General features: G+C 60.7%; 19 protein-coding genes. 2 read left to right on the forward strand and 17 right to left on the reverse strand.

Annotated features, from left to right (window positions below; translation table 11 throughout):
- Nucleotide 1: 1 nt before the first annotated feature.
- The 5 genes from EKM85_RS01545 to EKM85_RS01565 all read right to left on the reverse strand — a co-directional run bounded on the left by EKM85_RS01545 (nt 2) and on the right by EKM85_RS01565 (nt 3,214).
- Nucleotides 2-235 (reverse strand): YozE family protein, encoded by a 234-nt coding sequence (locus EKM85_RS01545; RefSeq protein WP_125584515.1) that lies wholly within the window; start codon nt 233-235, stop codon nt 2-4.
- Entirely contained in the window at nt 235-753 is a 519-nt protein-coding gene (msrA, locus tag EKM85_RS01550; protein WP_125584516.1) for a peptide-methionine (S)-S-oxide reductase MsrA, read from the reverse strand. Before msrA ends, EKM85_RS01545 begins: the two co-directional genes overlap by 1 nt.
- Before the next feature lie 36 nt (nt 754-789).
- Complete coding sequence (locus tag EKM85_RS01555) at nt 790-1,410, reverse strand: YpmS family protein (protein ID WP_164510631.1); 621 nt, start codon at nt 1,408-1,410, stop codon at nt 790-792.
- Nucleotides 1,410-2,255 (reverse strand): SGNH/GDSL hydrolase family protein, encoded by an 846-nt coding sequence (locus EKM85_RS01560; protein WP_125584518.1) that lies wholly within the window; start codon nt 2,253-2,255, stop codon nt 1,410-1,412. Before EKM85_RS01560 ends, EKM85_RS01555 begins: the two co-directional genes overlap by 1 nt.
- Before the next feature lie 116 nt (nt 2,256-2,371).
- Nucleotides 2,372-3,214, reverse strand: coding sequence for a DegV family protein (locus EKM85_RS01565; protein ID WP_125584519.1), 843 nt, complete (start codon nt 3,212-3,214; stop codon nt 2,372-2,374).
- 160 nt (nt 3,215-3,374) lie between these two features.
- On the opposite strand from EKM85_RS01565, the gene trhA reads away from it, so the two are divergent.
- The gene (gene trhA / locus EKM85_RS01570; protein ID WP_125584520.1) at nt 3,375-4,016 is read left to right on the forward strand and encodes a PAQR family membrane homeostasis protein TrhA; all 642 of its coding nucleotides are present in this window, start codon (nt 3,375-3,377) and stop codon (nt 4,014-4,016) included.
- A gap of 71 nt (nt 4,017-4,087) precedes the next feature.
- Here trhA and EKM85_RS01575 read toward each other — a convergent pair whose 3' ends face one another.
- The 4 genes from EKM85_RS01575 to EKM85_RS01590 all read right to left on the reverse strand — a co-directional run bounded on the left by EKM85_RS01575 (nt 4,088) and on the right by EKM85_RS01590 (nt 8,942).
- Entirely contained in the window at nt 4,088-4,576 is a 489-nt protein-coding gene (locus tag EKM85_RS01575; protein ID WP_125584521.1) for a dihydrofolate reductase, read from the reverse strand.
- A 19-nt stretch (nt 4,577-4,595) separates the two neighbouring features.
- Nucleotides 4,596-5,549: a thymidylate synthase gene (locus EKM85_RS01580; protein WP_125584522.1), complete on the reverse strand. Its 954-nt coding sequence runs from the start codon at nt 5,547-5,549 to the stop codon at nt 4,596-4,598.
- A gap of 24 nt (nt 5,550-5,573) precedes the next feature.
- Complete coding sequence (locus EKM85_RS01585; RefSeq protein ID WP_125584523.1) at nt 5,574-7,475, reverse strand: ABC-F family ATP-binding cassette domain-containing protein; 1,902 nt, start codon at nt 7,473-7,475, stop codon at nt 5,574-5,576.
- 288 nt (nt 7,476-7,763) lie between these two features.
- Nucleotides 7,764-8,942 (reverse strand): CCA tRNA nucleotidyltransferase, encoded by a 1,179-nt coding sequence (locus EKM85_RS01590; RefSeq protein ID WP_125584524.1) that lies wholly within the window; start codon nt 8,940-8,942, stop codon nt 7,764-7,766.
- 98 nt (nt 8,943-9,040) lie between these two features.
- Here EKM85_RS01590 and EKM85_RS01595 point away from each other — a divergent pair, with 98 nt between their 5' ends.
- Nucleotides 9,041-9,919, forward strand: a complete 879-nt coding sequence (locus tag EKM85_RS01595) for a YitT family protein (protein WP_125584525.1) — start codon at nt 9,041-9,043, stop codon at nt 9,917-9,919.
- Nucleotides 9,920-10,144: 225 nt separating this feature from the next.
- On the opposite strand, the gene EKM85_RS01600 is transcribed toward EKM85_RS01595, so the two are convergent.
- From EKM85_RS01600 to EKM85_RS01635, 8 genes are all read right to left on the reverse strand, one after another.
- On the reverse strand, nt 10,145-11,413 hold the full coding sequence (locus EKM85_RS01600; protein ID WP_125584526.1) for a tetratricopeptide repeat protein: 1,269 nt from the start codon (nt 11,411-11,413) through the stop codon (nt 10,145-10,147).
- Between the two features lie 77 nt (nt 11,414-11,490).
- A complete protein-coding gene (locus EKM85_RS01605) occupies nt 11,491-11,766 on the reverse strand; it encodes an HU family DNA-binding protein (protein WP_125584527.1) in 276 nt (91 codons plus the stop codon).
- A 216-nt stretch (nt 11,767-11,982) separates the two neighbouring features.
- Complete coding sequence (gene der, locus EKM85_RS01610; protein ID WP_125584528.1) at nt 11,983-13,293, reverse strand: ribosome biogenesis GTPase Der; 1,311 nt, start codon at nt 13,291-13,293, stop codon at nt 11,983-11,985.
- A 303-nt stretch (nt 13,294-13,596) separates the two neighbouring features.
- Nucleotides 13,597-14,904 carry a 30S ribosomal protein S1 gene (gene rpsA, locus EKM85_RS01615; protein WP_125584529.1) on the reverse strand — a complete coding sequence of 436 codons (1,308 nt, stop codon included), beginning with the start codon at nt 14,902-14,904 and terminating at the stop codon, nt 13,597-13,599.
- Between the two features lie 70 nt (nt 14,905-14,974).
- Nucleotides 14,975-15,649: a (d)CMP kinase gene (gene cmk / locus EKM85_RS01620; protein ID WP_125584530.1), complete on the reverse strand. Its 675-nt coding sequence runs from the start codon at nt 15,647-15,649 to the stop codon at nt 14,975-14,977.
- Between the two features lie 91 nt (nt 15,650-15,740).
- Nucleotides 15,741-16,328: a LysM peptidoglycan-binding domain-containing protein gene (locus tag EKM85_RS01625; protein WP_125584531.1), complete on the reverse strand. Its 588-nt coding sequence runs from the start codon at nt 16,326-16,328 to the stop codon at nt 15,741-15,743.
- 61 nt (nt 16,329-16,389) lie between these two features.
- Nucleotides 16,390-17,802, reverse strand: coding sequence for a RecQ family ATP-dependent DNA helicase (locus tag EKM85_RS01630; protein ID WP_125584532.1), 1,413 nt, complete (start codon nt 17,800-17,802; stop codon nt 16,390-16,392).
- A complete protein-coding gene (locus EKM85_RS01635; protein ID WP_125584533.1) occupies nt 17,795-18,772 on the reverse strand; it encodes a hypothetical protein in 978 nt (325 codons plus the stop codon). The genes EKM85_RS01630 and EKM85_RS01635 overlap by 8 nt, the downstream gene beginning before the upstream one ends.
- Nucleotides 18,773-18,774: the final 2 nt, after the last annotated feature.

The following is an 18,774-nucleotide window of genomic DNA, read 5'->3' on the forward strand; positions in this document are numbered from 1 at the left end:
GCTAATTCCTTCCGACGTGTTCGTGGGTGAGGTACAAATTGTAGGCCTCATCGAAGACACTCATGCTGGGCAGGTAGCCCGCGTTCAGTTCAAGGTAGTTTGACAGCTGCTCAAAGTCCGTCTCCTGCTTGGGAAAGGCCTGATCTAAGAAGGCGTTTTGCGCGAAGTTCGCGATCTCGCCGTGATCATTGGGATTGCGCAGCGTCATGAGAAACTGATAAAACGACTGGCGCATTACTGCTCCCCCCAGTTCTTGTCAATGAAGGCCTGGCGCTGCTGGTGCTCTTCGGCGTAGCGGCGCGGGTTGTGGGCGTAGAACTGCTGATGCTCCGGCTCCGCCTCGTAAAAAGGCTTGGCGTCCTCGATGGTCGTGACGATCGGCCGGTCAAACCGCCCGCTGGCCGCCAGGGCCTTTTTTGAGGCCTCGGCAGCTTGGCGCTGGGCAGCGCTGGCCACGTAGATCACCGGCCGGTAGTTGTCGCCGCGGTCCTGGAACTGGCCCATCGCGTCGGTCGGATCGGTCTGCTGCCAGTAGACGGTCAGCAGCTGCTCATACGAGATGATGCTGGGGTCGAAGGTGATCTTGACCGCCTCGGTGTGGCCCGTTTCGTGCGCCTTGACCTGCTGATAGGTCGGGTTGGCCACGTGGCCGCCGGTGTAGCCCGACACCACCTTCAGGATGCCCGGCTGCTCTTCAAACGGCTTCACCATGCACCAGAAACACCCGCCAGCAAAAATTGCGGTTTCGCTCATTTTAATGTCCCCCTTTGGTAAGGCCCTGCCCCACCACTATTTTTTCGGCAAGAAGACCGAGAAGTTGATCTCGGAGTTCGGCAGGTCGATCTTGGTCGCTTTGATCTTCATCCCGCTTGCCATCTTGAATTTGTTCAAGTCTAGCACAACGGTTTTCTTCTTGCTATCCATCCTGACCCAAGTCGGCAGCTTGAAGTTGCCGTGCGCGTAGCTCATCACCGCGGACACCGGCACCGGCAGACTGCCGACGTTCAGCTGGCGGGCCTTCAGCTCCACGTTGCCGTTGGGCAAAACCAGCGGGTCAAACAACAGCTGGAACTTGACCGGTTGGCCGAAGAACTTGAAGGTGCCGCCGAGCACCGCCTGGTCGGCCAGCGTCAGCGAGTACTTGACCGGGCTGCCCTTTTGCAGATCGTTCAAGTAGTAGGTCACGATCTCATTGGCCTGGCGCTTGGTCAACGAAACCGTCATCGCCGGATCGGTCGTCTGCGGCTGGGCGGTCGAGGCCGGCTGCTGGACCGGCGTCAGCACGCTGGTTGCCAGCCAGGCGCCAGTGCCGAGGATCAGGCCGATCAGGATGAGGGCGGTCAGGCGCCAGCCGTTGAAGTGGCGCTGGCCCGCCTGATGCAGTTTGGTGCGTGTTGCTTTGTTCTTCATTATCTTCCCCACCATTTCTGAGTCGCTTGCATTTTCTTCCACAGCTGCGAGGTCATCAGCGCATACCCCGCGTTATTCGGGTGGAAGTGATCCGTCTCGAAGATCAGCGGATTCTTGCTGCTGTCTGCCATGGCATCCTTCAGCTTGGCCTTGTCGGCTGACGTGGTGCCCTGGACCCCAGTGCCCTTCGTGAGCACCGAGTCGATGTCAACGAAGCTGACGCGGTTGAACTGGCTCAGCGTGGCCTTAGTCGTCTCGTTCCAGGTCTTCACGCTGGTGGTCATCGCCGTCAGCTTGGGAAAATAGACGTAGAACGGATTGTAGATGCCAAACACGTAGATCGGGGCCTCGGGATTGAGCTTGCGCAGCGCCGTCAGCAGGCTGGTCAGGTGCCGGCGGTAGGCCTTGGCCCCGGCCGCCACGTCCTTGGCCGACAGCGTCAGCAGGTGCTTTTGCAGCACGTGCATCAGGTCGTTGCCGCCGACCGTGACGGTCACAATGTTGGCCCGCTTCACGGCCGCCTGGAGCTTCTGCTGCTGGTTGACGCGCTTCAGGATCTGCGTGCTGGTGTCGCCTGACACCCCGTAGTTGGCCGCCGTGACCTGGTAGACGCCGGACTGCTCCAGGTCGCCCTGGATCAGGCCCACGTACCCGCCGTTGTCCGTTTCATCGCCGACCCCGTGGGTCAGCGAATCCCCGACGGCCGTGAGCTGCAGGTGCCGCACCGTCTGCACCTGCCCTTTGAGCTTGATCGGCTGCGCCTCGGGCCCGGCAAGCCGCCAGACCATGAAGGTCGCGGCCGCCGCCGCGAGGACCGTCAGCACTGCATATAAGAACTTTTTCATGGCGTCCCCTTATCTAGTCTTAGTGAACGAATGCTTGAGACCAGGACAAAATGCCCTAGTCGCGTTCCAGCCTGTTCAAAAAAAGGGCCGGAGTCTCCGGCCCGAATGAGTCTATTTTAGTCGACGTAGTACGTGATTGCAAAGGCCCCGTCGCCGGTGTGCGTGGCGATCACCGGATCGGTCGGCTGCACCAGCAGCGCCGTGTCGGGCAGCGCCGCCCTGACCTTCTCACCGATCGATTCGGCAAACGCCTTGCCGCCGGCGTAGGACACGCCCACGCCCTTCACGTTGCCCAGGGCCGCCATCTTCGCCACGGTCTTGTCGGCAAAGTTCACCAGCGTCTTCATGCCGCGCCCTTTTTGCAGCGCCTTGAGCTCGCCGCCCGTCACCTCAAGGATCACCTTGATGTTGAGCAGCGACGACAGCATCCCCGACACGCGGCTGATGCGGCCGCCCTTGACCAGGTTATCCAGCGTGGACACCCCCATGACCAGTTTGGTGTGATCGCGCACTTGTTCCATGCGCTTAATGACCTCGGCCATCGGCTTGCCCGCCTGAATGCACTTGGCGGCCTCCAGCACCTGGAACGCCAAGGCGCGGTCGGTGAACTGAGAGTCGATCACCGTGACCTGGCCCTTGCACAGCTCGGCGGCCTGGCGCGCGGAATTGACCGTGCCGGAGATGGCCTCCAGCATGTGCACGGCGAGCACCTCGCTGCCGTCCGCGGTCAGCTCGTTGAACACGTCAAGGAACGTGCCGATCGCCGGCTGTGAGGTCTTGGGCAGCGCCTGCGCCGCGGCCATTTTATCCATGAACTCGGCCCGCGTGATCGTCTCGCCATCCACGTAAACGGTCGAATCGATCATGATCGAGAGTGGGATCACATGAATCCCGTACTCGGCGATTTCTTCTTGAGTCAGCTGAATTGAGGAATCCGTCACCAGTTTGATGTTTGCCATTTAAGCCACGCTTTCTATTCGTAGTCTTGCACTGCGTTCAGTATACCAAAATCAGTGGGGGTTTGTCAGTATTGGATGATGCGGTTTTTAAAACTAGATAACGTTGTTTACACAGCTTCAACATGCTAAAATAAGAGTAAATCACCCAGGAGGTTCTCACATGCAGCTGAATAAACCATTCAAGTCGGCTAATTATAAGTTTAATGATCAAATGCTGAGCGCCGTCACCCACGCCTTTGCGCTCGGGCTGGCCGTCGTCGGCACCGTCGCGCTCGCGTTCAAGGCCTCGACCCCGCTGCGGCTGGTCACCTTCCTGGGTTTCGGCATCTCGCTGATCATTCTCTACCTCGGCTCGACGCTGTTTCACGGGTTCTACTTCACCAAGGCGCGCCACGTCCTGCAAGTGATCGACCATTCGAGCGTGTACATCCTGATCGCGGGCTCGTATTTGCCCTACTGCCTGGTTGGCATCGGCGGGGTGCTCGGGTGGTGGCTGCTCGCGGTGATCTGGCTGTTGTGCGCGGCCGGCATCGTCTACAAGCTGTTCTTCCTGGGCCGCTTCAAGCACGCCGAGACGGCGATTTACGTCATCCTTGGCTGGATGATCCTCATCGGCATGAAGCCGCTGTGGACGCACCTCGGCCTGATCGGCTTTTGGCTGCTGGTGGGCGGCGGCGTTGCTTACACCTTTGGCGCCCTGCTGTACTCGCAAAAAAAGATCCCGTACATCCACGTCGTCTGGCACGTGTTCGTCATGATCGGGTCGGCCTGCATGTACGCCTCGATTTACCTATTCGTTTAACGAAGAACAAATGGATCAACTAAAAAGTTGGCCGCGGGATTTTTCCTCCGCGGCCAACTTTTTATGTGGTGCTAGTTGCGGTCCCAAGTTTCAAACACATGGGTCTTGGCGGGATCGGCGTCGACGACTTCACGGCTTTCGACCTGGGTAAACGCCTGCCACGGCAGCGCCGGCATTTTCACGTCGCCGTCAAACGTCCCGGCCAGCTTGGTCACGTAAAGGCGTTCCACCACGTCGGCAAAGGCGCTGAAGATCTGCGCGCCACCGACGATCATGAGGTCCTGCTGCGGGTGCGCCTTGGCGTAGGCGAGCAGGCTGGCGCGGTCGTGCACGACCACTGCGCCTGGCGCCTGGTAGTCTGGCTGGTGCGTCAACACTAGGTTCACCCGGCCGGGGAGCGGCTTGTTCGGCAGCCCCTCGTAAGTGGTCCGGCCCATTGCCACCAGCTGGCCGAGCGTCAGGTGCTTGAACATTTTGAGGTCATCCGGAAGGTGCCACGGCAGCCGCCCGGCTTTCCCGATCGTGCCGGCTTGGTCCTGTGCCCATACAAATGCGATCATCACGTACCTCCTGTGGTGGTCAGACGGCGACCGGGGCCTTTATGGCCGGCGCGGGATCGTAATCCTCCACCTTGATGTCTGCCATGGTCAACGTGTCGATGGTCTTGCCCGGCGTCAACACCAGGCGCGGGCTGTCCTTGGGGGTCCGGGCAAGCTGCTCTTTCACCTGCGCCACGTGGTTGGTGTAGATGTGCGCATCCCCAAACGTGTGGATGAAGTCGCCCACCTGAAGCCCCGTCTCCTGCGCCACAATGTGCAGCAGCAGCGCGTAGCTCGCAATATTGAACGGCACGCCGAGAAACATGTCCCCGCTGCGCTGATACAGCTGCAGTGACAGCTTGCCTTCGTTCACGTAAAACTGAAACAGGGTGTGGCAAGGCGGCAGCGCCATGCTCGGCACGTCCTCCGGGTTCCAGGCCGACACGATCAAACGCCGCGAATCCGGCGTTGTTTTGATCGCCTCAATGACGCTGCCCAGCTGGTCGATGGTGTCACCGCGGCTGGTGCGCCACGCCCGCCACTGCTTACCGTAGACGTTGCCCAGGGTGCCGTACTGCTTGGCAAAGGCTTCGTCTGTCAGAATTCTATCATCGAACGCCTGCATTTGCGCGTGATAAGTCTTGGCGAAGGCGGGATCGGTGAGCCGGCGCTGCCCAAAGTCGGTCATGTCCGGGCCGCGGTAGTCGGCAGACGCGACCCAGCGAGCAAAGGCCCACTCGTCCCAGATGTGATTGTGGTGCGCAAGCAGAAAGCGAATGTTGGTGTCACCGTGCAAGAACCACAGCAGCTCGCTTTTGATCAGCCCGAACGGCACCTTTTTGGTCGTCAGCAAGGGAAAACCCTGGCTGAGGTCAAAGCGCAGCTGCGCGCCGAAAAGCGAGTACGTCCCCGTGCCGGTGCGGTCGCCCTTAAAATCGCCTTCGGTCAGCACCCGCCGGAGCAGGTCTAAGTATGGTTGTTCGGTTGCCGTCATTGCGGTTCCTCCTTCAATCAGCGCCTAATCTGCAGCGTACTCGTCCAGTGCGGCGAAGCGGTCGAACATCGCGTCCAGTTGCGCATTCTTGGTGTCGATCTGCTGCTGCAGGTCGCCGAGCTTGACGTAATCCTCGCCGGCAATGGTGCCCATCTCCTGCTTGAGCGCGGCGATCTCGTCGTCCAGCGCATCCATCTGCGTTTGCAGCTGGTCGTGCTCGATCTGCTCCGCGTACGTCAGCTTGGTTTTCGGCGCGGCGGGCTGCGCCGGTGCGGACTTGGCCGCCGCCACCGGCTTGACCTTCGCGCTGGCGGTGCTTTCCTCCTGGCGCTCCTTCTTCAGGTAATCGGTGAACAACCCGACGTGGCGGTCGATCACGCCGTTGCCTTCAAAAAACAGCAGATGGTCGGCGACCTTGTCAAGGAAATAGCGGTCATGGGACACCGTGATGATGGTGCCGGGGAACTGGTGCAGGTAGTCTTCCAGCACCGTGAGCGTCGCCACATCCAGGTCGTTGGTCGGCTCGTCGAGCAGCAGCACGTTGGGCTGGCTCATCAGGATGCGCAGCAGGTAGAGCCGGCGCTTTTCCCCGCCGGACAGCCGCGCGATCAGCTCGCCGTGCATGCTGCGGGGAAACAGGAACTGCTCCAGCAGCTGGGTGACCGAAATGCGCTCGCCGGCGTTCGTGACCAGCTCCTCGCCCGCCTCTTGCAGGTAGGCGATCACGCGCTTGGTCGGGTCCAGGTCCACCGCCAGCTGGGTGTAGTAGCCCAGCTTCACGGTTTCGCCCAGCTCGCACGTGCCCTGGTCCAGCTTGACCTTGCCGGCGATCACGTTGAGCAGCGTGGACTTACCCGCCCCGTTGACCCCGGAGATACCGATGCGCTGGCCGGGCTGAACCAGCCAGGAGAAGTCCTTGAGGATGCGGTGGGGCCCCAGCGTGAGGCCGGCGTGGCTGAATTCGATCACCTTTTTGCCCAGCCGCGTCGAGGCGACTTTCATCTCAACGCTGCCGGTTTGCGCCGGCTGGCTGTTCATGTTGTCCTTCAGCTCAACGAAGCGGTTAATGCGGGCCTGCTGCTTGGTCGAGCGCGCCTGCGCGCCGGCGTGCATCCAATCCAGCTCCTGCTTGTAGAGCTGCTGCTGCTTGTGCGAGCTGGCCGCATCGCGCTCGTCGGCTTCCGCCTTCTGCTCAACGTAAGCCTCGTAATTGCCGGCGTAGCGGTTGAGCCGACCGCGGTCAAGCTCCCAGATCGCGTTGGTCACGTGATCCAGGAAGTAGCGATCATGGGTCACGACCAGCAGCGCCCCCTTGTACTTGGCCAGGTAGCTTTCAAGCCACTCGATGGAGTCAAAATCCAGGTGGTTGGTCGGCTCATCCAGCATCAATAGGTCCGGCGCCTCGATCAGCACCTGAGCCAGGCCCACCCGCTTCTGCTGGCCACCAGACAGGCTGCCAATTTTCTGGGTCAGGTCATCAATGTGCAGTTGTGTCAGGATGGTCTTGATGTCGGTCTCCGCGTCCCAGGCATCCAGTTGCGTCATGCGGGCATCGGCCTTGGTGTACGCTGCCTGCGTGGCCTCATCCATGGGCGCCTTGGTGTAGTCAGAAAGCGCCTGCTCGTAGGTGCGGATCGCCGCAAAGACCGGCGACGTGCCGCCGTAGATCGCGTCCATGATCTGCTTGTCTGGATCCAGTGCCGGCTTTTGCGCCAGGTAGCTGATGCGGTAGTTCTTCGGCGTGGTGAGCTGGCCCCCGTCGAACGGGTCACTGCCGGCCAGCCCGTTGAGCAGGGTCGTTTTGCCGGTGCCGTTCACGCCGATGAGGCCGATGCGGTCCCCTTCGTTGATCAAAAAATCCAAGCCATTAAATAGCTGCTTGTCGCCGTACGCCTTGCGCACGCCTTCTGCGGTCAATGTTTGCATAATCATCCTCGCTTCTTCTGTCCACCATCATAACATGGAATCTGGACAGAGAGAATTGCCCCGCCTGGCCAAGCAGCCGTAATCGGGTTTCGCGTTCGCAACGCGGGAGTGGGCTGCTACGCCAAAGTCCTCGCCGCGAAAAACCAGCGGCAATGCCTTTGGCTCTGATCAGCCTGTAACCATTGATGGCGTACAGGGTGACATGCGTAGCGGCTGCCCATCCCGCTAAGTGCGCGAACGCTGCACACCTTAACCAAAAAGGCGGCACTTGCGCGCTTGCCTGCAGAATTATTGCTGGGCGGCCGCCAGCAGCGCCTGCTGGTCATTCGGCAAGGCACCGAACACCACGGCGCGCTCCAGCCGGTTCAGCGTCTGCCCCAGCTGCGGCCCGGGCTGAAACCCATTGGCCATCAGCGCTTTGCCGTCGATCGCCATCTCGCTCTTTTCGTGGATCGGCAGCGCCGCGTAGGCCTGGGCCACCCGGGCCCCGTCAAAGGCCGGATCCAGCGCCGCCTGGGCCGTCAAGGCGACGTCCAGCGCGGCGTTGCCCGCCTGGTACAGCGCCCAGTCATCGGCGGTAGGCAGCAGCGCCAGGAGTTTGGCGGCCGCGGCCGTCAGACGGATCAGGTCGTTGGCCTGCTTCCAGGTCCGCAGCAGCTTGTCCGCACGGATCCCCGTCAGGTGCACCAGCAGGGTCCACCCCACCGCCGGCACCTTAAACTGCGGGGCGTGCAGGCCGGCCAGCTGCGCCAGCGCGGCCTTCTGCCCGCCCAGCAGCGGCGCGTGGGCGTACAGGCCGGTATCCAGAAACGTGGTCAGGCCCGCCTGCCGGTCGCGGCCCAAAAGCAGTTTGGTGAACTCGGTCGCGGTGCGCTCGACGGAAATTTTTTCGAGCAGCGCCGCGTTATCCTTGATGGCCGCCGCGGTGGCCGCCTCAATGGCAAACCCCAGCTGGCTTTGAAAGCGCACCGCGCGCATCATCCGCAGCGCGTCCTCGTGAAAGCGGGCGTGGGGATTCCCCACCGCCCGCAGCACCTTGGCCCGCAGGTCGGCCAGCCCATCAAACAGATCGATGACCGTCCCGTCGTGGCGGACCGCCAGCGCGTTGACGGTGAAATCGCGGCGCTGCAGGTCCTCTTTCAACGAGCGCACAAACGTGACGTGATCCGGCCGCCGGAAGTCCTGGTAGCCGGACTCGGTGCGAAAGGTGGTCACCTCGTAGCCGACCCCGTGGTGCAGGACCATCACGGTGCCGTGCTGAATACCGGTGTCGACGGTCCGCTTGAAGATCTGCTTGATCTCCTGCGGGTAGGCCGAGCTGGCGATGTCGACGTCGTGGATCGGCAGGCCCAGCAAGGCGTCGCGTACGCTGCCGCCGACAAAATAGGCCTCGTAGCCGGCTTCCTCTATTTTTTTCATGATGGGGATCGCCGCTTGGAAATCCGGATGGCTCAAATCGATCTTCATACGTACTCGCTCCTTTTTGTCCTTTCTATAATAGCAAACTTAGGTCACCCTGACGAAGGTCTGGTAGTATTAGAGCTAGGACGATAAGGAGGCGCGAGATGGCAAAGAAAACGCAGCGGATGGTGATGGACCTGGCCCTGATCACGGTGGGGTGCGCCTTGTACGCCTTTGGCCTGGTCACCGTCAACATTGCCAACCACCTGGCGGAAGGCGGCATCACCGGCATCACGCTGCTGATCCGTTTCTGGTGGCACATTGATCCCGCCTACTCCACCCTGATTCTGAACGTGCCGCTGATCATCGTCGGCTACAAGTTCCTCGGCAAGCGCGCCTTGGCCTACACCGTGTACGGCACGGTGATGCTGTCGGTGTTCCTGTGGCTCTGGCAGCGCCTGCCGGTCAGCCTGGACATCCACCACGACCTGTTCATCGCTGGGGTCATGGCCGGGCTGTTCGGCGGGATCGGCAGCGGGCTGATCTACCGCCGCGGCGGCACCACCGGCGGCTCGGACGTGATCGCCCGCATCCTGGAAAAGCAAACCGGGATCCCGATGGGCCGCTCGCTGCTGGGCTTTGACGTGGTCGTCCTGCTGGCCAGCCTGTCCTACCTGAACCTGGAGCGGATGATGTACACCCTGCTGGCCAGCTACGTGTTCTCGCGCATCGTCGACTTCGTCTTGGAAGGCGCGTACGCCGCCAAGGGGGTCCTGGTCGTCTCCGATGCGGCCGAGCCCATCGCCAACCAGATCATGAGCGAGCTGGAGCGCGGGGCCACCTACCTCAAGGCGGAAGGCGGCTTTGCCCGCGACCAAAAGCGCGTGGTTTACGCCGTGGTCGCCACCACCGAGATCGCCGCGGTCAAACGGATCATCAACGACATCGACCCGCAGGCGTTCATCACCATTTTGGACGTGCACGAGGCCCTGGGCGAAGGCTTCACCTACAAGCGCAAACCCAAGCGGCTGTTTTTCAGCTGACCGGTCACTCCGCCTGCGCCTGGGCCACGGGGCCTGACCGTCCCCCTGACGCCGCCAAGTCTCGGTCCGACCAGAAGGTGAGTAAGACAAATTACCCCTAGTCGCGTTCCACAAAGCAACGCCCAGACACGCAAACGCCCCAGCACCGCGATTCGAAGTACGAATCGTGATGCTGGGACGCTTGCGTTTTGGGCTAAAACCGCTTTGTGACTCAGCCTCTTTTGGTTACTCGTTGTCGGCCGTCAGCTCGTCCAGGCGGTCCTGCATGTCGGCGTCGTCCGGCGCCAGCTTTAGGTAGCGCGTCAAGGCCGCCTTCAGCTCGGCCGTGGCACCGGTGGACTGGAAGAAGTCGATGATGTCGCGCAGGAAGGCCGGCGAGTCCTGCAGCGCGTTGAAGGCCAGCAGGTAGTTCTCCCGGGCCTTGGCGACCTCATCGAGGCGGTCGTAGCTCTTGGCGAGGTTCCAGTAGATCTGCGGGTCGACCTCGTCGGACTTGTCCAGCGCCGCCAAGAAGGCCACGTTTTCCTCGTCCTTGTGCTGCGCCAGAAGCAGGTTGCTCCAAGACAGCGCGACGGCCTGGTTCTCCGGGTCGATCGCCCGCGCCTTTTTCAGATAGGTCTCGGCGAGGTCAAACGCCTCTTCCTTGATTGCCAGGCTGGCGCCGAGGGCAAACAGTTCGGCGTTCGTCGCGTCCTGCGCGATGCCTTTTTGCACGGTGGTCAGCGCCGCCGCATCGTCGCCGGCCTGCTGCTGGGCTAAGGCCAGCGGCAGATAGGCGTTCGCGTAGGTGGGATCGCCGTCGATCAGGCCGCTCAGCGTGGTGATGGCGTCCTGGGGCTGATCCAGCTGGCGATACAGGCTGCCCAGTTGCAGCTGGCTGGCCTGATCCAAGGCGGCCTGGCCGACGTCTTCGTAGACGGCCACCGCGTCCTCGTACTGCCCCAGATGCGCCAGGGTGGCCGCGTAACGCGCTTTAACGTTGACGTGGGCCAACTCGTCGACGCCGCTGTTAATGAGCTGTGCGTACGCGAGACTGGCCTGATCGTCGCGGCCCCAGGCGAAGTACAACTCGCCGAGGGCAAACGTGACCACCGGCTCATCCGGCACCAGGCGCTGCGCTTCCAGCAGCTTTTGCTCGGCGACCTCGTACAGGCCCTGCGTCTGATACACGTCGGCCTCCGCAAGCAGCGCCTGCGGGTAAGCATCCGAGTCCGGCTGCACCTTCGCCAGGAGGTTCAGCGCCTCATCGGTGTCACCGTCGCCCACGGCAATGTCCGCCAGCGCGGTCTTAAGCTCGTCTTCGTCCGGGTACTTGCCCATCAGCTCCTGGTAGAGCCGCTTGGCCTGCCCCGTGAAGCCGAGGGCGTACAGCTCCCCGGCAAGGTTGAATTTTGTCTCATCATCATCGTGTTTCAATACGGATTGGAAGAGGTTGCGTGACTCTTCCATGTGCCCCTGTTCAAGGGCTGCGAGCATCTGCTCAGAATAGCTCATGACTACCTCCTGAAAAAACGGGCTCGAACAATTGTGTCCGAACCCGTTTTGATAAACCTATCATTGCTCCAAGGAGACTACTTAACAGCGTCCTTGAGTGCCTTACCAGGCTTGAATGCAGGTACTTTTGATGCAGGGATCTTGATCTCTGCGCCAGTTTGCGGGTTGCGGCCCTTACGAGCAGCGCGTTCGCGCACTTCGAAGTTACCAAAGCCGATCAGTTGAACCTTCTCGCCTTTAGCCAGGGAAGCCTGGATAGAGCTAAATACTGCATCTACAGCTGCCGTTGCATCCTTCTTTGTCAAGCCGGTTGAAGTAGCAACATTTTCGATCAATTCTGCTTTGTTTGCCATGATCTATTCACCTCCGTATAGATTTGGGTAATTCACCCAAATTTACCCAAACTTGGTTTCCAAGAATGAGGAAACAATGATAAACCGGTATCACTATTTCAAGTTTCAAGATAACACACAAACCCCGTCGTAGCAAGGTTTTTTGGCATCTCAGCCAATAAATCATCGCCCGTATGAAAAATCAGGCATGAAAAACGGCGACCGGCTCGAACCCCACTATTTCCGCTTTCTTGCGATCAAATGGATCGGCGTGCCGTCAAAGTCGAACGTTTTCCGCAGCTGATTAATGAGAAAACGCTCATAAGAAAAGTGAAGCAGGTCCGGATCGTTGACAAACACCACGAATGTCGGCGGTTTAACGGCCACTTGGGTCATGTAGTAGATCCGCAGGCGCTTCCCGTTGATCGTCGGCGTCGGCGTCACCGCCAGGGCGTCCAGCAGGACATCGTTGAGTACAGCGCTCTGAATCCGGCGATTCTGGTTTTCTGAAACCAGCTGGATCATGCCGGGCAGGTTCGTCAGGCGTTGGTGCGTCTTGGCTGAGACGAAAACGATGGGGGCGTAGTCCAGGTACTGGAACTCGTCGCGGACGTGCTGCTCAAATTCCTGCATCGTGTGGTTATCCTTCTCCGTCAGCGTGTCCCACTTGTTGACGACGATGATGATCCCCCGGCCGGCCTCGTGCGCATACCCGGCCACCTTTTTATCCTGCTCGCGGATTCCAGACTCGGCATCCAGCACCACCAGGACCACGTCGGAGCGGTCGATGGCTCGCAGCGCCCGCATCACGGCGTACTTCTCCGTGCTTTCGTAGACCTTGCCGCGCTTGCGGATCCCGGCTGTGTCGATCATGGTGAACTCCTGCCCATCATGCTCGAACTTGGTGTCGATCGCGTCACGCGTCGTGCCCTCGATGGGGCTGACAATCACGCGCTCTTCACCCAGGATCGCATTGACCAGCGAGGACTTGCCAACGTTGGGCCGGCCGATAAAGGAGAACTTGATCGAGTCGTCCTCCACGTCGCTGCCCGCGTCCGGGAACGCGGCAAAGACGGCGTCAAGCACGTCGCCCAGCCCCATCCCGTGACTGCCTGAGATGGGATACGGCTCCCCAAACCCTAAGCTATAAAAATCGTAAATGTCGTTGCGCCGCTCAGGGTTATCGACCTTGTTGACGGCCAGCACGACCGGCTTGTCCGCCTTGTAGAGGATCTGCGCGACCCGTTCGTCAGCGTCCGTCACCCCGGCTTCGACACTGGTCAGAAACAGGATCACATCCGCCTCATCAATGGCGATTTCCGCCTGGTCAGAGATCTGCTGCAAAAACGGCTCGTCGCCGATGTCGATCCCGCCGGTGTCGATCAAGGCAAACTCTTTGTTGAGCCATTCGGCCTTGCCGTAGATGCGATCCCGGGTGACCCCGGGGGTGTCCTCGACGATTGAGACGCGCTCGCCGATCATCCGGTTAAAGATGGTCGACTTGCCGACGTTTGGCCGGCCAACAATTGCTAATGTGGGGAGTACCATATTTTATCTTCCCTTTCTCACTGGGCCCCTTCAGGAAATGGGGTCCGCTCGTTGAACGCAGTGGTGGTGCAGAAATATTGGGGCGGATGCGGGCAAGGTGCGAGACCTGGCGATCTTAGGCCGATGATTAGCCTAGGCGGTGGCTTTGCCTGCGCAGCAGGTGAAGCCGCAGCCGTAGCTAATCACTCGGCCGTTGCCAGGTCAAGCCCGATTAAGCAAGGTGCACGGCCCCCTTCGCACCTTGCTTTGCACCTTGCAATAAAAAACCGAGGCATCGCTGCCCCGGCCTGACACTTGAAATGCTTATTTGTTGTCGTCGTCCGTGTTGCTCAGGTTCTTCAGCGCGTCGCCGAGCAGTTCGCTCATGGAGAAACCAGAGTCATCCTGCTGGTATTCTGCCGGGATCTGAGTGTGCTCACTGCGGCCGCCGCGCCGGCCACCACGGTCGCCGCCACGCGAACCACCGCGGTTGTTGTTACCGCCGTTGTTGCTGCGGGGCCGGTCTTCGTGCTCGCCTTCAGGGGCTTCAGTCAGCGCCTTGATGGACAAAGCCAGACGGTGCTGGTCTGGGTCAACGGAAAGGACCTTGACCTGGATCTCTTGGCCTTCGCTCAGCACTTCCTGAGGAGTCGCAATGTGTTCATGCGAGATCTGGGAAATGTGAACCAAGCCTTCAACACCAGGGAAGACCTCAACAAACGCACCGAAGCTGGTCAGACGCTTGACGGTCCCAGTCAGCACAGAGCCGGCTGGTGCCTTTGATTCAATGTCGTCCCATGGCTGCGGGAGCGTTGCCTTGATGGACAGGCTGATGCGGTTGCGATCAGGATCAACGGCCAAAACCTTGACCTTGATGTCTTGCCCAACCTTCAGGACGTCGCTTGGCTTGTCAACGTGATCGAAACTGATTTCGGACACGTGGACCAGACCATCAACACCGCCAAGGTCAACGAACGCACCGAAGTTGGTGAGCCGGGCAACCTTGCCTTCAACCGTGTCGCCAGGCTGGATCTTCGCAAAAATCTCCTTGCGGGCTTCGGCCTTGCCGGCTTCAACGATTGCACGGTGAGAAAGGATCAAGCGGTTTTCGCTCGGCTCGATCTCGATGATTTTGAATTCCAGTTCCTGACCCTTGTACTGGGACAGGTCTTCAACGAAGTGGTCGGAAACCATGCTTGCTGGGACGAACCCACGCACGCCAGCGTTAACGACCAGGCCGCCCTTAACAACGGAAGTGACTGGCGCGGTGATGGTCTCACCGGCGTCGGCCTTGGCTTGGATGTCTTTCCAAACCTTCTGTGCTTCAAGGCGACGCTTGGAAAGCAGGTACTGCCCGTTTTCCTTGTCCTTACCGATCGTGGAGATCACGACCAGGTCGATCTTATCGCCGACTTTGGCAACCGAGTTGATGTCATCGATTGGCTGAGTGGATAACTCTTTAAGAGGAACGACACCCTCAACGCCGGTGCCCTCGATCCCTACAACCAGTTGCTTGTCTTCGACTGCTAATACTTCACCTTTTACGGTGTCACCGATGTGAACAGTTTCAACGCTCTTCAGCGCGTCCGCCATCGTTTCGGTGTTTTCGCTTGATTCATTCTTTTCACTCATGCCAAAAAATCCTCCTATACGACTGTCATACTTAGTCTATTGTACCCGATGTCGCCTAAAATACCAACATTTAGTTTTGCGCTTTTGACCGTTTTTTGTTGACAAGGTCAATAATGGTCTGAACCTCTTCGTCAATGGTCATATTGCTTGAGTCGATCTCGATCGCATCAGGCGCTTTCCGCAGCGGTGACACGGCCCGCGTCGAGTCTTTCTGATCACGCGCCGCGATCTCTTGTTCCAAGGTCGCAACCGGCGTCATGATCCCCTTCTCGACGTTTTCCTTGTGCCGGCGCTGCGCTCTGGTGGCCACCGACGCGACCATGAAGATCTTCAGCTCCGCGTTCGGCAGAACGGTGGTCCCGATGTCGCGGCCGTCCATCACGATGTCGTGATCGGCCGCGATCTGGCGCTGGCGCCGCACCATTTCCGCCCGCACGGCCGGCAGTGCCGAGACCTGCGACACGTTGTTGGTGGTTTCCTCCTGGCGAATGGCCAAGGTCACGTCCTCACCGGCCATGAACACCAGCTGACCTGCGGGACTCGGCTTGAACGTGATGTCCAGGTCCTTGAGGTGGGCCATAATGGCGGCCTCATCCCCGTAGTCCAACCCCAGCCGCGCGGCCATCACCGTCGCCGTCCGGTACATCGCCCCGGTGTCACAATAGATAAAGCCCAACTTAGTCGCAACCAGCTTGGCGATGGTACTCTTGCCCGAACCAGCTGGGCCATCAATGGCGATCTGCATAAACTCAAACTCCCCCTCAAGGGCATACGCCCGTTACTGCCCACCATTATACAGAAAAAAAGAGCCGGGATCCTCCCGCCTCATTGAAAACTTATTTAACCCGGACAGATTGCCCCGGCGTCAGTGTGCCGCGGCCGTTCCACTGGTAGAACTGCGTCAGCGAAATGCCGTGGTTCAGCGCGATCCGGTAGGCGTTGTCGCCCTGCTTCACCACGTAAGAAGTCCCAGTGGTGCTGGAAGAAGCGCTGCTGGTCGAACTTGAGCTCGCCGCACTAGAAGAAGTGCTTGCGCTGCTGCTTTGACTGCTGCTGGTCTCAGCACTGCTTGAAGACGACTCGCTGCTGGTCGTGCTGCTTGCCGATTTGCTGCTTGAGGCCCGCTTCTTCTTGGGCTTGCTACTGCTGGTTGAGCTGGATTTCTTGCTGCTGGCCACCGTGATTTTATTGTCATTATTATTGCTTGAGTTATTCGAGATGGCGTTATAGGCAACCGGCACGATAATGAACAAGGCGATCAGCACCCACAGCACGTATTGAAGAACCTTGGTACCATGAGACTTCTTGCGCGTCGCGACCCGCGACAGGTTGCCTTCGTCGTCGCGATCATCCTCAAACTGCTTGTTCCACGGCTGATCCTGATCCGTGGTATCAGGCTTTTTGTGATCGGTTTTCTTATTCATTGGGACGGTCCTCCTTGCATACTACAGTCATTGTATCATAATTGCTCTCGCCGAATTTTAATTACTTGTTAAAAAGCTGGGCAAAAATTGCGCGCCAAGCGTCCGCCTGGCGGGGCCGCACCGGGGCCGCCGGCGCAAGCTGCGCCAGCACGGCCGACGTCACCGCCCCGCAGCAAAAAGCGGTGTGGGCCGCCCCGGTGGAGTCGAAGTGGCGAAGCAGCGCGGTGCGCTTGCACTCGCCGGTCGCGGCCAACGCGGCGATGGCCTGAAAGCTGGCCTGCTTCTCCCCGCGCCGCGCCGCCAGCTGCCGCTCGACCTGGGCCTGGCTGAAACCGGCCTGAATGTAGGCCTCGATCAGCGCCACCTGCGGATCGGTAAAGTCCTTGTATGCGCTGGGGTGCTTGAAGATCGTCAAGATCAGCTGCGCGTCGGGCAGGCTCGCTGCGAACTGGCTAGCCCGGTTCAAGTCCTCGGGCGCCAGCAGCACCAGCGTGGCCGAATTTTCGCCGTCGCGCCCCGCACGGCCGATCCCCTGGGAGTACGCCTCCAGCGATTCGGGCAGGTGCAGGTACAGCACGAGCCGCACGTCGGGCTTATCGATGCCCATGCCAAACGCGCTGGTCGCACAGATCACGGCCACTTGGTCGGCCATGAACTGGCGCTGGATCAGATCCCGCTGCAGCGCGTCGAGCCCGGCGTGGTAATACGCCGCCGCGACCCCCTGCGCCTGCAGCAGGCCGGCGTACCGCTCCGCCTCTTTTTTGCGGTCGAAGTACAGGATCTTCGGCCCCTGGATCTGCTGCACCAGGGCCAGGGCGCGGGCTTCCTTCTGCTTCGCGCCTGCGACCGTTTCAAACCCGAGAAACAGGTTCGGGCGGTCAACGCTGGTGATCAGCCGCTTGGGGTGCAGCAGGCGCAGGCCCGTGATGATGTCCTGCTGCACCTTCAGCGGCGCGGTGGCCGTCAGCGCCAGGGTCGCGCGCGGCTGCAGCGCCGCGCGAAACTCCCCCAGCCGCAGGTAGGCCGGCCGAAAATCCGGGCCCCACTGCGAAATGCAGTGGGCCTCGTCGACCACAAACAGGCTGACGGCCAGCGACCGCAGCTGGGCGATGACGTCGGGCCGGCCCAGCGTCTCCGGGGCGAGAAACAAGAAACGCTGCGCGGCCAGGCTGCCCAGCACCTGGCTGAACTCCGCCGGGGTCAACCGGCTGGACAAGGCGACCACCCGCTTTTCCCCGCTAGCCTGAAGCCGCGCCACCTGGTCCTCCATCAGCGCCAGCAGGGGCTCAACGACCACCACCAGGCCCGACACCAGCCGGCCAGGCAGCTGGTAGCAGAGCGTTTTGCCACTGCCGGTGGGAAGCACCCCCAGCACGTCTGTCCCTTCGAGCACGGCCTCAATGATGGCCTGCTGCCCGGGGCGAAACGCCTTGAACCCAAACTCCGTGCGTAACACCGCCTTCAGATCAGGCATGCGGCCACCTCCCTTGCAGATTCAGAATTTGAAACAAGCGTACATGAAAAAACTCGGCCCCGGGCAGTGCCGCCAGCAGCTTCTGGTAGTCCTGCTCTTGGCCATTAACGCCCGCAAAGGCCGCCAGGAGCGCCGGCGAATAAAGCGCGGCCACCGGCGGCTGCCATCCGAAGATCGTCGCTGCCAGCAAATGCTCGTTGACTGTGCTGGCCTTTAAGCGCAGCTGGCTGGCCACCTGCGCGCGCGTCTGGCCCTGCTCGATCAGCTGACAGGCGCGGTAGTTGCTAGGCGAAAGCAGCTGGACGCGGCCGCCCCAGAGGCTGGTCAGTGCCGGCCATTCCGGGTGCGCCGCGATCAGCGTCACCAATTGCGCAAGGTCATCGAGTTTCTGCAGCTGCCCTGCCAGATCAAGGGGCTGCGCCGACCCAACAAAGTCATGCCCGATCAGCCGGCTGGCCAACCGGTCCGCCGCGGGCGCCGGCAGCGCGGCAAACGCCGCGGTGAGCTCGCCGGGAAAATCGGCGCGCGCAGCCTGGCGGTACCACCGCCGAATGGCCTGCTGGACCCCCCAGTCGCGCACCGCCGGCCGGTAACGGGCCTCGTGGTAAGACGCCTCGGACACCGCCTGCACCGCCAGCAGGAACCGCTGCTCAAAGCCGGCCAGCCCCATCCACGGCTGGTAGTGAACCGGCAAGGGGACCTTGACGGCCGCGCGTGCTTGCGCCGCCGGGTCGGCGAGCACCAGGCCCTTGTCCGCTTGCCGCAGCGCGCCGGCCTGAATCAGCTGGGCGACCGCCGCTTGAAAATCCTCACGGGCCAGCGTAGGGTAAAGTTGCAGCCACTGGAGCTGACCGTGCTGAAGCGCGGCAAATAAAACGGACAAGGTTTTCTTGCCGTTTAGCAGCATGTAGACGGCCGTTTCCCGCCGCGGCTGATCATCAAATAATTGCACCACAAAATCTGTAAGCATCT

The sequence above is a fragment of the Lacticaseibacillus jixianensis genome (assembly GCF_003946485.1).
Taxonomy (GTDB): domain Bacteria; phylum Bacillota; class Bacilli; order Lactobacillales; family Lactobacillaceae; genus Lacticaseibacillus; species Lacticaseibacillus jixianensis.